At 42.1% G+C, this 14,761-nt stretch carries 12 protein-coding genes and 7 tRNA genes; 6 read left to right on the top strand and 13 right to left on the bottom strand.

Annotation, left to right across the window (positions count from 1 at the left end; genetic code table 11):
- The first annotated feature begins 231 nt into the window (after window positions 1-231).
- Window positions 232-1,350 carry a tRNA epoxyqueuosine(34) reductase QueG gene (queG, locus tag HC725_RS08035; RefSeq protein ID WP_190331311.1) on the top strand — a complete coding sequence of 373 codons (1,119 nt, stop codon included), beginning with the start codon at window positions 232-234 and terminating at the stop codon, window positions 1,348-1,350.
- Between the two features lie 682 nt (window positions 1,351-2,032).
- Here queG and HC725_RS08040 read toward each other — a convergent pair.
- From HC725_RS08040 to orn, 8 genes are all read right to left on the bottom strand, one after another.
- Window positions 2,033-2,108 (bottom strand) — tRNA-Gly (locus tag HC725_RS08040).
- A 143-nt stretch (window positions 2,109-2,251) separates the two neighbouring features.
- Window positions 2,252-2,328 (bottom strand) — tRNA-Met (locus HC725_RS08045).
- Between the two features lie 65 nt (window positions 2,329-2,393).
- Window positions 2,394-2,469: transfer RNA gene (locus HC725_RS08050), tRNA-Gly, on the bottom strand.
- A 128-nt stretch (window positions 2,470-2,597) separates the two neighbouring features.
- Window positions 2,598-2,674 (bottom strand) — tRNA-Met (locus HC725_RS08055).
- 168 nt (window positions 2,675-2,842) lie between these two features.
- Window positions 2,843-2,918: transfer RNA gene (locus tag HC725_RS08060), tRNA-Gly, on the bottom strand.
- 127 nt (window positions 2,919-3,045) lie between these two features.
- A tRNA-Met gene (locus HC725_RS08065) sits at window positions 3,046-3,122 on the bottom strand.
- 65 nt (window positions 3,123-3,187) lie between these two features.
- Window positions 3,188-3,263, bottom strand: a tRNA-Gly gene (locus HC725_RS08070).
- Window positions 3,264-3,405: 142 nt separating this feature from the next.
- Entirely contained in the window at window positions 3,406-3,969 is a 564-nt protein-coding gene (orn, locus tag HC725_RS08075; protein ID WP_190331312.1) for an oligoribonuclease, read from the bottom strand.
- Window positions 3,970-4,085: 116 nt separating this feature from the next.
- Here orn and rsgA point away from each other — a divergent pair, with 116 nt between their 5' ends.
- The 4 genes from rsgA (at window position 4,086) to HC725_RS08095 (ending at window position 7,973) form a co-directional block, all read left to right on the top strand.
- Window positions 4,086-5,138 (top strand): small ribosomal subunit biogenesis GTPase RsgA, encoded by a 1,053-nt coding sequence (rsgA, locus tag HC725_RS08080; protein ID WP_190331313.1) that lies wholly within the window; start codon window positions 4,086-4,088, stop codon window positions 5,136-5,138.
- 95 nt (window positions 5,139-5,233) lie between these two features.
- The gene (gene asd, locus HC725_RS08085; protein ID WP_190331377.1) at window positions 5,234-6,160 is read left to right on the top strand and encodes an archaetidylserine decarboxylase; all 927 of its coding nucleotides are present in this window, start codon (window positions 5,234-5,236) and stop codon (window positions 6,158-6,160) included.
- 146 nt (window positions 6,161-6,306) lie between these two features.
- Window positions 6,307-7,020: a glycerophosphodiester phosphodiesterase gene (locus HC725_RS08090; RefSeq protein WP_190331314.1), complete on the top strand. Its 714-nt coding sequence runs from the start codon at window positions 6,307-6,309 to the stop codon at window positions 7,018-7,020.
- A 65-nt stretch (window positions 7,021-7,085) separates the two neighbouring features.
- On the top strand, window positions 7,086-7,973 hold the full coding sequence (locus tag HC725_RS08095) for a DMT family transporter (protein ID WP_190331315.1): 888 nt from the start codon (window positions 7,086-7,088) through the stop codon (window positions 7,971-7,973).
- An 8-nt stretch (window positions 7,974-7,981) separates the two neighbouring features.
- On the opposite strand, the gene HC725_RS08100 is transcribed toward HC725_RS08095, so the two are convergent.
- The 4 genes from HC725_RS08100 to HC725_RS08115 all read right to left on the bottom strand — a co-directional run bounded on the left by HC725_RS08100 (window position 7,982) and on the right by HC725_RS08115 (window position 12,608).
- Window positions 7,982-8,641: a LutC/YkgG family protein gene (locus HC725_RS08100; RefSeq protein WP_190331316.1), complete on the bottom strand. Its 660-nt coding sequence runs from the start codon at window positions 8,639-8,641 to the stop codon at window positions 7,982-7,984.
- On the bottom strand, window positions 8,641-10,074 hold the full coding sequence (locus tag HC725_RS08105; protein WP_190331317.1) for a LutB/LldF family L-lactate oxidation iron-sulfur protein: 1,434 nt from the start codon (window positions 10,072-10,074) through the stop codon (window positions 8,641-8,643). Before HC725_RS08105 ends, HC725_RS08100 begins: the two co-directional genes overlap by 1 nt.
- Window positions 10,071-10,829, bottom strand: a complete 759-nt coding sequence (locus HC725_RS08110; protein ID WP_190331318.1) for a (Fe-S)-binding protein — start codon at window positions 10,827-10,829, stop codon at window positions 10,071-10,073. Before HC725_RS08110 ends, HC725_RS08105 begins: the two co-directional genes overlap by 4 nt.
- An 81-nt stretch (window positions 10,830-10,910) precedes the next feature.
- On the bottom strand, window positions 10,911-12,608 hold the full coding sequence (locus tag HC725_RS08115; protein WP_190331319.1) for an L-lactate permease: 1,698 nt from the start codon (window positions 12,606-12,608) through the stop codon (window positions 10,911-10,913).
- Between the two features lie 203 nt (window positions 12,609-12,811).
- Between HC725_RS08115 and HC725_RS08120 the strand changes: the two genes are divergently transcribed.
- Complete coding sequence (locus HC725_RS08120; protein ID WP_190331320.1) at window positions 12,812-13,711, top strand: LysR family transcriptional regulator; 900 nt, start codon at window positions 12,812-12,814, stop codon at window positions 13,709-13,711.
- Window positions 13,712-13,732: 21 nt separating this feature from the next.
- Here the strand turns inward: HC725_RS08120 and epmA are convergent, their stop codons facing one another.
- Complete coding sequence (gene epmA, locus HC725_RS08125; protein ID WP_190331321.1) at window positions 13,733-14,701, bottom strand: elongation factor P--(R)-beta-lysine ligase; 969 nt, start codon at window positions 14,699-14,701, stop codon at window positions 13,733-13,735.
- Between the last annotated feature and the right edge of the window lie 60 nt (window positions 14,702-14,761).

The raw sequence follows: 14,761 nt of genomic DNA on the forward strand, positions 1-14,761 counted from the left end.
GTACGAATTTACATTAAAAGTGCTCTATACCCAATAAACTTGGATATCGTCCGAAATTTTTAGCTGGCTATTATTCTACATATTGCGGATAAATTCTAAGTAAAGTGTCAAGATTTCATCCAAAATTGACTTTATTGAGCCATAATAACCAAATAATCATTAAGAGCCATCGCAACCACTCTATCTATTAGGTAAAATCTGACCTTGACCATCCTTCAAAAGCCATCAACCATGAATTACATCGAACTTGCCAAAAACATTAAGCTATGGGGCGAAGAGCTAGGCTTTCAAAAAGTTGGGATATGCGATGTCGATTTATCCAACCATGAAGCTCAATTACAACGGTGGTTAGATGCAGGATATCACGGAACTATGGACTGGATGGCAAGGCATGGCATGATGCGAGCAAGGCCAGCAGAACTTCTCCCGGGAACGGTTCGAGTGATTAGCGTAAGAATGGATTACCTTCCTCCAGATGCTCAATTTGCTTCAAATCTTGCCGATCCAACGCAAGCCTATATTAGTCGCTATGCATTAGGTCGCGATTATCATAAATTAATTCGTAATCAACTTAAAAAGCTAGGACAACGTATTGAACAAGAAGTGGGTGCCTTTGGCTATCGTCCTTTTGTTGATTCTGCACCAATCCTAGAAAGACCATTAGCGCAAAAAGCAGGGCTCGGCTGGACGGGTAAACATTCCTTGATTCTTGATAAAGATAAAGGCTCATGGTTTTTTTTAGGGGAATTATTAGTTGATCTCCCTTTACCTATTGATGAGCCGCAAGCCGACCAATGTGGAAAGTGCACAGCTTGTATTACTTCTTGCCCAACGGGAGCCATAATCAGTGATGGTGTTGTTGATGCTAGATTATGCATCTCTTATCTCACCATAGAATTTGATGGCGTTATCCCAGAAGAATTACGCAGTAAGATGGGAAACCGAATTTATGGTTGTGATGATTGCCAACTCGTTTGCCCTTGGAGTCGTGAATCGGATATCACCGAACAAGAAAGCTTCCACCGAAGACCTATCTTTAATACTTCGGATCTCACCCAGTTATTCCTATGGGATGAAGCTACTTTTCTAAAAAACATGGAAGGGTCGGCGATTAGACGTATTGGTCATACGCAATGGCTTCGAAACATTGCGATCGCTTTAGGCAATGCACCATATAGTCCATCAATCTACCAAGTCTTAGAATCTCGGCTAGGCACAAATGAATTATTAGATATTCATATTAATTGGGCTTTAGAAACTCAATATAACAAGAAAGAAATTGAAATAAGAAATACCAAATTGGAGCGACTGGTTCGAATTATCGAAAAAGGCTTACCGCGAGATGCATAACTTTACTTATCGATATTTTTACCCTACAGATAGTGATACGGATCTCAAAAAATTGTAATGTGGAAAAAGTATCAAAATAAGTGACGTTACAGGGCGTAACAAAAAGTTAAACACATTCAAATTAAATGATAAAGATCAAGTGAAAGCCAAATAAAGATCTTTAATTAAACCTGTTCTTCCATACAGTAAATTGGTTAAATGCAATAAAATCAATATCTTGGATAATTTCCATTCGAGTTATGACTTTTTATTTATATCGAAGATCCTAATCACTCAGTATATATACGTAGTAAAAAAATGACTTACACACCAAGTTATCCACAAAATTAACTTGTGGATAAATCTGTAGACAAATTTATAATCATCAGTCAATACAGCGCTTACAGCGAAATAAGACATCAAGTAATAATTTGCTGACAAGCAAAATAACAGTCAATAAATTGTATAAAACTAGAAAGAGCGATAATCAAATATATTGATTAAGATGAAAATAACTCACATCAGTGAATCTATGTATTGCAGAGAATAAAAAACGATCTCTTTTGAGATCGTTTTTATTTTATTTTGATCGACACACGATGCTTCTACTTCTCTTTAAACAAAGAGGCAAGGTTTAAGCCTGAACTCGACTTTTACTAGGTAGCGCTCAGTCATAAGCACCATCGTATTTCGTATTCTAATTTGGAGCGACACACGAGGCTCGAACTCGTGACCTCGACCTTGGCAAGGTCGCGCTCTACCAGCTGAGCTAGTGTCGCGTTGTTATTTTTATATTCTCACCGTTATTAAGATAACCATGAAAATTAATGTGGTTCCAGAAGCAGATTTAAACCTACGTCCTTCGCCGATTTTATGAAGTGCTGAGCCCGATGAGCTAGCGCATTCATAACATCTTTTAATGTGGTTGCGGGAGCAGGATTTGAACCTACGACCTTCGGGTTATGAGCCCGACGAGCTACCAGACTGCTCCATCCCGCGTCCGAATGTCATTGTTAAGTACAATGAAAACTTTACCCTTCCAACTTCTCTATTAAACAAGAAATTGGAGCGACACACGAGGCTCGAACTCGTGACCTCGACCTTGGCAAGGTCGCGCTCTACCAGCTGAGCTAGTGTCGCGTAATAAACCGCTAAATTTAGCCATTTATTTTAATGTGGTTCCAGAAGCAGGTTTAAACCTACGTCCTTCGCCGATTTTATGAAGTGCTGAGCCCGACGAGCTAGCATGTTCATAACATCTTTTAATGTGGTTGCGGGAGCAGGATTTGAACCTACGACCTTCGGGTTATGAGCCCGACGAGCTACCAGACTGCTCCATCCCGCGTCCGAATGTCATTGTTAAGTACAATGAAAACTTTACCTTTCCAATTTCTATACTAAACAAGAAATTGGAGCGACACACGAGGCTCCCGATCTTCAAGGTTTAGGCGTGACCTCGACCTTGACTAGGTAGCGCTTTGCCATAAGCGCCATCGTGTTTCGTATTCTAATTTGGAGCGACACACGAGGCTCGAACTCGTGACCTCGACCTTGGCAAGGTCGCGCTCTACCAGCTGAGCTAGTGTCGCGTAATAAACCGCTAAATTTAGCCATTCATTTAATGTGGTTCCAGAAGTAGATTTAAATCTACGTCCTTCGCCGATTTTATGAAGTGCTGAGCCCGATGAGTTAGCGCATTCATAACATCTTTTAATGTGGTTGCGGGAGCAGGATTTGAACCTACGACCTTCGGGTTATGAGCCCGACGAGCTACCAAACTGCTCCATCCCGCGTCCGGATGTCATTGTTAAGTACAATGAAAACTTTACCTTTCCAACCTCTTGATTAAACAAGATATTGGAGCGACACACGAGGCTCGAACTCGTGACCTCGACCTTGGCAAGGTCGCGCTCTACCAGCTGAGCTAGTGTCGCAGAGCTAAACATCTTTCGCTGTTTAGGGGTGCGAATTATAAGAGCATTTGATTTTGATGCAAGTACTAGTTTGCAAAAAAATGAAAATAATTGTTCGATTGATTGAAAATAAAACAATCTGATGATTACACTCGCACTTTAATCAAATTTTAAACACTGTAGAACGGTAATATTTAAGTTCTGCAATCGATTCACGGATATCGTCCAGTGCTAAATGACTGCCAGATTTAGAGAAACCTTCTAAAATTTCTGGCTGCCAGCGGCGCGTTAACTCTTTAATCGTACTAACATCAAGATAGCGATAATGAAAATACTCTTCCAATAGAGGCATATGTTTATACAAGAAGCGACGGTCTTGACCAATGCTATTCCCACAAATAGGAGATTTCCCTTTGGGTACCCATTGCTCTAAAAAAGCGATCGTTTGAGCAATCGCTTCATCTTCTGTCACAGTCGTTTCTTTAACTCTTTTCACTAAACCACTATTGGTATGTGTAGTAGTGCACCAATCATCCATTTTATCCAACTCTTCATCAGATTGATGAATCGCGAGCATTGGCCCTTCCGCTAAAATATTCAATTCACTATCCGTGACAATTGAAGCAATTTCGATAATTTTATGAGTTTCAGGATCCAATCCTGTCATTTCAAGATCAATCCAAATTAAATTATCTTGATGAAACTTAGCGTGTTGAGGTTGTGTCATATCATTACCTATTAGATGAATTGTCTATTTTGGATATCTTTGCACATAATAGGTATATTATACCCTGCTGGGTTTAATCCAACACCCTCTTAATTATTACGGAATTAATATTACCTGTGGCAAAAAAAAATAAGCTCACTAAAGGCCAAGTACGCCAAGTACGCACCAATCAAAGCAAACGACTTAAACGAGAAGATTCGATCCAGTGGAACGATGATATGTTAGGTGGGATGCAAAAAGGCTTAGTCATTACTCGCTTTGGTCAGCATGCCGATATAGAAGACTCTGAAAGCGGCGTTATTCATCGCTGTAATCTACGACGTGGAATTGAAAGCCTTGTTTCTGGTGACAACGTGATATGGCGTCCCGGCTTGGAATCTATGGCTGGGATCTCTGGCGTTGTCGAAGCGGTCGAAAAAAGAACTTCCGTATTAGTTCGTCCAGATTATTATGATGGGATAAAACCTGTTGCCGCCAATGTTAATCAAATGGTCATCGTATCTTCCGTTTTACCTGAATTATCGCTTAACATTATTGATCGTTATCTCATCGCAGCTGAAACTCTCGAAATTGCACCTTTGATCGTTCTGAATAAAACCGATTTAATTTCGGATGATAAACGCGAGCAATATCAACAAGCATTAAGTCATTATAAAACCATTGGGTATGACGTGTTGTTTGTTAGCCGCGAAACCGAAGAAGGTTTAGATGATCTACAAGCTGCCTTAAAAGATCGCTTAAATATTTTTGTCGGCCAATCTGGCGTAGGTAAATCTAGCCTAGTGAACGCCTTAATATCCGAAGTGCAGATCTTAGAAGGTGATGTTTCTGAAAACTCCGGCCTAGGCCAGCATACCACCACGACTGCTCGCCTTTATCACTTTCCAAAAGGTGGTGATTTAATTGATTCCCCTGGGGTGCGTGAATTTGGTTTATGGCACTTAGAAGCAGATGCAGTCACACAGGCCTTTATTGAATTTCGCCCTTATCTAGGTGGGTGCAAGTTCCGAGATTGTAAACACAACAATGATCCCGGTTGTATTATTCGCAGCGCGGTTGAAAGTGGTGACATCACTCGAGTGCGCTTTGAAAATTACCATCGCATCATTGAAAGTATGAGCGAAAACAAAGCGAATCGACAATTTTCGAAAGATAAAAAAGATTTATAACGCTGACAAGTAGTTGGCTTTTAAGTACTATATCGGCCTCTTTCGTACCCTCATTTTTATATGCGAAATATTCAGATAAAACGGATAACCAAGTGATTGATAAAATTAAAGTAACTTTACAGTATTGGATCCCACAGCATGCCTTAACTCGCCTCATGGGTAAGTTAGCCTCTGCACAGATGGGCAGCTTAAGCACCGCGGTTATTCGCTGGTTTATTAAGCAGTATAAAGTCAACATGGACGATGCTGTTCATTCAGATCCAGCCTATTTTAATAGTTTTAATGAATTTTTTGTTCGTGAACTAAAAGAAGGCGTGCGCCCTATTGATGAAGGTAAAAACGTAATCGTTCATCCTGCCGATGCTCGTGCAAGTCAATTTGGCCCAATAGAAAATGGTCGATTAATTCAAGCCAAAGGCCATGATTTTTCAGCAAAAGAATTACTGGGTGGCGACAAAGCATTAGCCGAAGAGTTCACCGATGGTGAGTTCGCAACATTGTACCTGTCACCAAGTGATTATCATCGTGTTCACATGCCATGTGATGGTGTATTACGCCAAATGATTTATGTCCCGGGTGATTTATTCTCTGTAAACCCACTCACCGCGGCGAACGTGCCAAATCTGTTTGCTCGTAATGAACGTGTGGTTTGTATTTTTGATACCGAATTTGGCCCAATGGCACAAGTACTTGTCGGTGCTACCATTGTTGGCAGTATTGAAGTGGTTTGGGGCGGTACGATTACTCCACCAACGGGATCATCCGTGCATCGCTGGAACTATGAAACTGACGGTGAAAACGCTATTCAGTTCAAAAAAGGTGAAGAAATGGGCCGCTTTAAATTAGGCTCGACGGTTATTAACCTATTCGCCAAAGATTCCATCTATTTTGATAACAGCATGGACGAGGGTGAGAAAACCGTACTCGGCACTCCTTATGCCCATATTAAAATAGCAAATAATGCCGAATCGGTAGAAAGCTCAGATATAAACCAAACGGAAAAAACGACTGACGCCGAATAAGCTTCATAGGTAAATTAGAAAAGGTGATCGGCCACTAGGTCCGTCACCTTTTTTTTGATTTCAAGCATTTTGATTTTAATACTTTTCTAAATGCTGCTATCTACTTATGATGTAAGCTCTTAACCTCAATATCATGGCTCTCTGTTATGCTCATCATTGCTCATCGCGGCGCTCGTTCAACGCATCCTGAAAATACCTTATCTGCCATCCAAGCGGCTTTAGATACCGGCTGCCAAGCCATTGAGATCGATGTACATGAGCATGATGGTCAGTTTTGGGTTATCCACGATAAATGGCTAAACCGCACCACCGACCATATTGGAAAACTGCATTGGTTGAGTAGTGAAAAACTCAAGAAAGTAAAAGTCGCCAAAACGGAAAGCATTCCGACATTAATTGAAGTATTGCAACTCATTGATGGGAAATGTGCGTTAAATATTGAACTGAAAAGCGTACAGCATTTTGATTTGCTTTATCATCATCTTGAGTTTGCCCTTGCTCAATGTCATTTCCAACTCGAACAGTTAATCATTTCCTCTTTTAAGCATGATTGGTTAAAACAAATAAAAGAAGAACAACCACAATGGATTCTAGGCGCACTTACCGCATCTAAGGGCATTGATAAAGCGGCCTTTGCAGCTCAACTCGGTGCTATTAGTATCAATTTAGATCTTGATATTATCGATGAAGACTATGTCCAACATGCCAAAGAACTCGGCTTATCAGTATTTGTCTATACGGTCAATCAACCCGAAGATTGGCAATGGTTGTCTGATATTGGTGTGGATGGTGTGTTTTGTGATTGTCCCGCCAATGCGATTGCACTTTATCCCCAACCTAGCTCATTTTTGTGGCAATAATCCACTTTAATTAGACACGCCATTTGGTCGTAACAAAGCAACATTTTCAAGGAAGATCAATCACTATGACCTACGAATGGCTAGCCCTCACTTCTGCTGCTTTATGGGCAATTTCTAGCTTAATATCGGTCACTCCTGCGCGTCATTTAGGTTCATTTGCTTATAGTCGCTGGCGCATGGGTTGTACAGCAATCATGCTCACGAGCTTGGCATGGTTTATTGGTGGCTGGGCAAGCATAGAATCAACTCACATATTGCCGATAGCTCTGTCTGGTTTTGTTGGAATATTTATTGGTGATACCGCTCTTTTTGCCTGCATGAATCGTATGGGACCTCGGCAAGCAGGATTATTATTTTCTTGCCATGCGGTATTTTCAACGATTCTGGGGTATTGGTTATTTCATGAAACCTTAAGTGGAAAAGAGCTATTCGGAGCCACCATGGTTTTTTCAGGTGTCGTCATAGCTATTTTCTTTGGCCGTAAGCAAGCAAATCAACATACTTGGGAAGCCGTTCAAGGCAAAATTCATATCGCGATAGGACTAGGTTTATTAGCTGCATTTTGCCAAGCAATGGGAGGAATCATCGCCAAGCCCGTCATGGAAACCGCCGCAGATCCAGTGGCCGCTTCTGCGATTCGAATGATCACCGCTTTTGCTGCACATCTGACATTAAGAGCAACTGGCGCAAACATTGCCAAACCGCTGCAAAGCATTAACTGGCGAATTTTAGGTATCACGGCTATTAATGGTCTGCTAGCAATGGTGTTTGGCATGACATTAATTTTATACGCCCTACAAAAAGGCAATGTCGGCATGGTGGCACTATTATCCTCCACCACCCCGATTATGATTTTACCGTTACTTTGGATCTATACCAAACAACGCCCCTCTCCTTTTGCATGGATGGGTGCGGTGCTGGCAGTCGTTGGAACCAGTATTTTAGTCAGCTAAGAAACGGCTTATTGATCCTCTAAAATCACGACGATTAGCTCACTGGGCCCATGAGCCCCATAAGCCAACGTTTGTTGGATATCCGCCGTTTTAGAGGGTCCTGAAATCAACAACGCATTGGTTGGCATGTTATCCGCCCAATTCTGTACCGCCATAACTTCCAAAAAATGATGATGTAAGGTCGAAGCATGAATAACCGCAACATGACAAGGCGGCACTAAAGATAAAGTTCTTGGTTCTTGTGGTGTAGGCCATAATACCAACGTTCCAGTATCCGCAATCCCCGCTAGAACATGTGTAATACCAACATCAATATCAGTAAATAGTTCAGTTTTCCAACCTTCTATCTCCTGACTAAATTTTTTCACATCAATTCCGGTAAGGCTTTGTTGAAAAGCATGGTGCCATTTTCCTTGCGTACCAATGACAGCCTTTTTCCATCCCTTCTCACCGCTCAACTGATTTAATGTTTGGCTTAGCTGCTCACTATGGATGGATTTAATCTCAGCATGACTTGCGCTCAAAGCCTGGCAAAATCGAGTCATTTTCTGTTCATTTGTTTTTTTTTCATCACTTCCCCAAGGGTGAAACGCTATATCCTTCTGTACCTGTGATCTGACCTTTGCCATTTTTAAACGCTCTAAAATCTGGTTACGAGAAGTCGTCATTATTGTTCCCCGCTAAGTTTATGGCGTTGAGCCATGATGTGGTGCAGTGATTGCTTAGCCAATTTAGGCGCAGTTCGACATTGAGTCCAAGGCCCTATTTTGCTAGGCATGAATGAGCGAAATTTTGTCGCCATTCCGGTTCCAAAATGATAGAGACTGGGGTGAGAAGCCGCATAAGCAAATCCTTGCATCGCAATATGCTCACTACGACTCGCTGCTGATTTTTGCCCTTGAATTGGTGCAGTATTCGGCTTGGGATCATTTTTTGCTTCACGTCGTAAACGCTGCAACATTTCAGGTATGGGGATCCGAACCGGACACACCTCACCACACGCCCCGCATAAACTTGACGCCGTCACTAAATCTTTCGTTTTATCTAAGCCTAAAAGATGCGGTGAAATGATCTTTCCTATTGGCCCCGGATAAACCGTGCCATAAGCATGACCGCCAATTTTTGTGTACACAGGGCAATGATTCATGCAGGCGCCGCAGCGAATACACTGTAAGGTTTTACGCATCTCTTCATCTTGATAGGCTTGGCTTCTACCGTTATCAAGCAGCACTAAATGTACTTCTTTCGGCCCATCTTTTTCACCTGGCTTTCTCGGTGATGTGATCATATTAAAGTAAGTGGTGATCGCTTGTCCGGTAGCTGAGCGAGTTAAAGCACTAAACAGTGGCGGTACATCAGCCAGGTTTTCGACGACTTTTTCAATCCCCGTGATCGCAATATGCACATTCGGAATGGTCGTCGACATGCGGCCATTGCCTTCATTTTCAACTAAACATAATGTGCCCGTTTGGGCGACCGCAAAGTTCACACCAGACAAACCAATATCGGCATCATGAAATTTTTGACGTAAACGCGTTCGACCAGTTTGGATCAATTCATCAACATCGACTGTCGGCTTGAAATCGTCAAGATTCTTTTCAAAAGTATCACTGACCTCTTGTTTGTTTTTATGAATAGCCGGCATGATAATGTGCGATGGTTTATCGCCATCAAGCTGAACAATGTATTCACCCATATCACTTTCAAGGCATTCTATGCCCAGCTTCGCCATCTCATGATTAAGTTCTACTTCTTCACTGACCATCGATTTACCTTTGATGATCATCTTGGCTTGATGACGCTCCGCAATCTTGGCAATAATCTGATTGGCTTCTTCTGCATTTAACGCCCAATGAACTTGGATACCATTATTAATACAGTTAGCTTCAAGTTGCTCAAGTAATTCCGGGAGTTTTCGTAAACTTCGCTGACGAATAGATTCCGCTAAATCTCGAATGTCCGCTTCTTCTGTGGCATTAGGAAAAACGCTTTTACGCTTATCCTGTAGGTAATCCATCGCGCCCCTAAAATTGGCACGTAATTGCGGATCGGCAAGCGCTACCTTTGCTTGCGCATGAAAATGCTCCGGTGACTGACTCATGATGGGCTCCTTTGCGTACGCTCTAATAAAAAGCTCGCTAAATGTCGTCCACGCATCGCCTGCCCTTGATATTCAAGAGCGCCGTTAATATTCAGCAGACACCCCCAATCGGCGCTCACGAGTGTTTCGGCTTTGGTTTCAAGGATATGATGCGTTTTGTCTTCCACCATGGCGGCCGAAATATCCGGATGACGAACAGAAAATGTGCCACCGAAACCGCAACATTCACTTTCATAGCCTTGCATTCGTAGATCCACATTATCTAACTGTTCGATAAGCTGTGTGGCGGTAACATGTACATTCATTTCACGACGAGCTGCACATGAAGTATGCATCACTACCGCCATAGGATCGCCTTGATCTTCCAAGCGAATTCTGCACACTTTAATTAAAAATTCCGTTAGCTCAAATACGCGATCACAAAATTCACCCACCTTTTCTTGGTGGCTATCTTCTTTAAATAAACGACGATAATGATGATGCATCATTCCACCACAAGAGCCGGATAACACAATCACCGGGTAAGGTTTGGGAAACAGTGCGATTTGGCTTAGCGCGATTTGTTTCGCTTCATCATCATAACCGGAAGTGTAAGCAGGCTGACCGCAGCATGTTTGCTTTTCAATAAAAACGACATCGATCCCTTGTTGTTCTAATAACGTCATGGCATCAAGACCTGCCTCTGGATCAAATACATCCACAAGACAAGTGGCGTAGAAATACACCTTTTTCGGTTTTGCAGGATAAATACGCATGGGCTTCTCCGATAAAGAGCTGGCTATTCACATTCCATAGCCAGCGATTACTCATTTAATCTTCTAATTTATAAATCGATATTATGGGGATACCATCAAGACATCGGTCATGTGGACCCCGTAAATCAATACCATTCCGATCACACCAGTCACCACCAAATAATAAAATGTCGGTATAATGGTCTTGCGTAAAATGATGCCTTCTCGTCCAAGTAGACCTACCGTTGCCGAAGCGGCCACAACATTATGAATAGCAATCATATTACCTGCTGCCGCGCCGACTGCTTGTAAAGCAATAACAACAACACTGGATATGCCCAACGTCTGTGCAGCTTCAAATTGAAATTGACTAAACATCATATTAGAAATCGTGTTGGATCCAGCGATAAAAGCTCCCAGCGCACCAACGGTGGCACTTAAAGCGGGGAAAGCCTCGCCAACCGCATTCGAGGCAAAGTTTGCAGTCATAACTGGCATACTGGCTAAATTCGAATAATTCACGCCAGAGTTAATAAATATGCGCACCATTGGAATGGTAAAAACCAGTACAAATCCAGCGCCAATCAACGTCTTGGTAGATTCGCCCAATGCTTTTCCCATCGGGGCCAAACTACGTGACTGCAGTAATACCGCGAGTAAAGCAACAAAAACTAGGATTCCACCAGGTAAATAAAGAGGTGCAATAGAGGCACTCACTCCGGCTTCACCTAAAATATTATTGAAAGACACATTGATGCTTAGCAACCAGCCCAAAAAGTCTTTATTCACACGGCTTAATACTAAAATGATGGCTAACAATAAATAAGGCAACCACGCTAACACCAAGCCCATCGGTTTGGTTTTAATCTCATCAAGATTCATTTTTAATGAACCTAACCATTGGGCGGGCCAATCTTTATCTTGAGGAAAGTCCCAAGTGGTTTTAGGTACAAGGAAATTGAACTTTGCTGCGGTAACCACAATGCCCAATCCAAATAGCCCGCCCACTAACGATGGAAATTCAGGACCAAGAAACACTCCGGTTATCGCATAAGGCACCGTGAAGGCAAGGCCTGAAAACAAAGCAAATGGCAAAATATCCAATCCGGCAGTCCAACTACGTTTCTGACCAAAAAAACGAGTCAGCATCATTGCCATAAGCACAGGAATCAATGTTCCCACAACCGCATGAGTCAATGCGACGGTTGAGGTGATTTGTTGTAGGTATGTATCCCAATTAGAGCCATGAGACACTAAAGTTTCGGTAATATTATGGGTATCTAACCCCTTACTCACACCTATTAAAATAGGTGTGCCAACTGCGCCAAAAGAAACCGGTGTTGATTGGATCATCATCCCCATTAACACCGCCGCCAGCGCAGGAAAACCAATCGCGACAAGCAGTGGAGCCACAATAGCTGCAGGCGTACCAAATCCAGAAGCCCCCTCAATAAACGAACCAAAACACCAAGCAATAATAATGGCTTGAACTCGGCGATCGGGTGAAATATCGATAAAACCATTCCGAATAGTCGTAATAGCTCCTGTGTATTTTAAAGTATTGAGTAACAGGATCGCTCCAAACACAATCCACAACACCGTTATCGTGACCCCTAATCCTTGCAATATCGATGCAATCACTCTATTGGCTGACATATCCCAAAAAGTCAAAGCAACCAAAACTGTTAACCCAAATGCAACTGGCATGGCTTTTTTAGCTGGCCAATTAAGACCAACCAAAAGAACCGCAGCTACCACTATGGGAGAAAATGCGATGATGGCTAATAATGAATCATTCATAGACTGCTTCCTTGTCGTTAAGCTCTTAATCTTGATTGATGTCTTAATTCGCCTGTGTAGGGTGCGAATTAAGTAGTGAGCTTCGTTTCACGTTATTTTTATAATTTATGAACAAGTTGTTAACTCGGAGTGAATATAGGACTTTTTATTTTGTGCATTTAGGGAAATAATGAATTTCATTCTTTCCAAAATAGGTTTAATCAATGAAAGCTGATGATTTAATTTTATTCGCTCAGGTCGTCGAGCTGGGGAGCTTCACTAAGGTCGTAGATAAAAATAACCTTACAAATTCAGTAGTTAGCAAAAGAATAACAAGATTAGAAAAGGAGTTAGGAGTACAGCTATTATATCGAACAACGCGCAAATTGACGCTAACCGAAGCAGGTAAAGCACTGCTGACAAGTGCGATAAATGTGAAGCTCGCCACTCAAGAAGCGATCGATGCCGTAGCGGGATTGGGCGAAAATATCAGTGGTCATATAAAAATGTCAGTACCGACCATCTCTGGCGATCTCATCTTAGCGGATGCCGTGGCAGAATTTTGTAATTTACACCCAGGATTAACGGTCGATATGTCTCTCGATAATCGATTTGTTGATTTAATTGAAGGCGGTTATGGCTTAGCTATTCGTACTGGCTACTTAGACGACTCCAGTTTAATTGCCCGCCATATTTTAGATTCTCAATGGGTCGTATGCGCTTCTCCCACTTATGTCGCTCGCAACGGAAAACCACTTCAACCAAGCGATTTAACCACACACAATTGCTTGCAATACGCCTACCAAACAACAGGCGCTTGCGACTGGGAATTTAAGGGAAATAAAGGTAATTATTTAATTAAGGTGACCGGGTCTTTCTCTACAGATAATGCGACCGCACTCCGTAAAGCTGCATTAGCTGGGCATGGTGTTGCTTATGTACCTCGCTGCCTTGTCTACCACGATCTACGTAATGGGGAGTTAATCGATATTTTCCCTGAACAGGTTGGGAAAAAACTGGGAGTGTATGCGGTGTATCCTTTCACTCGACAACTTCCTAACAATGTTAGGTTGTTAATCGAGCATATCCGCACGCGTTATCTGTCCATTTCTCATTATTTTTAATCTTATATTTGTAAGCCCCAATCACGCCCGAGGAAACGGAAATGCCGTAACTTGATCGATGTGATCGCAGCCAATCGCCAACATAATTAAGCGATCAATACCCAATGCGACCCCCGCACATTGCGGCAAACCCGCGTCTAATGCGGCAATTAAATGATGATCTATCGGTTGTGATTTCAATCCCATTTCCAATCGTTGTTGATTATCTTGCTCAAAGCGAGAAAGCTGCTCTTTGGCATCATCTAATTCATGGAAGCCATTCGCCAATTCAATGCCTTTAAAATACACCTCAAAGCGATCAGCAACTCGTGGATCTTGTTGATTAATCTTGGCTAAGGCAGCTTGCGATGCAGGAAAGTCATAAACCATTACTGGCACGTTTTTACCTATGTGCGGCTCAATACCAATACTAAATAACAATTGTAGTAACGTATCTCGGTCTTGTTCAGGTTCGGCAATATCCGATAAACCTAAGGTCGTCGCCACTTGCTTCAACTGCTGCATGCTTCCTTCTAGTGGACACACTTGTAACACTTGTAAGAATGCTTGCTGATAGGTCATTTTCTCGCATGATTGGCACGATAAAACCAATTGCAATAACTCATCCATTTCAGCCATCAGATCATGGTGATCAAAACCGACTCGATACCATTCCAGCATCGTAAATTCTGGGTTGTGATAACGGCCATTTTCTTCATTACGAAAGGCTTTATTGATTTGATAAATACAGCCACTACCAGCCGCCAATAAGCGTTTCATGTGAAATTCTGGGCTGGTCATTAAAAATACAGATTGACCATGCGCGAAATCCGGACCTATGAATTCGGTTTTAAAAGTATGCAGATGAACATCGGTAACTGTCGCATGACTCATTGCTGGCGTATCGACTTCAAGCACATTTCTACTAGCAAAAAATGCACGAATTTGTTGGATCAACTTTGCTCGCTGCTGGAGCTGAGGAATTGAAGCTGAAGGTTGCCACTGCTGCATAAGAAACTCGAAGATAAAAAGTCAAAGAACTAGTTTAATTAAACTGATAACTATAACCAA

The sequence above is a fragment of the Vibrio sp. S17_S38 genome (genome assembly GCF_014694375.1).
GTDB lineage: Bacteria > Pseudomonadota > Gammaproteobacteria > Enterobacterales > Vibrionaceae > Vibrio.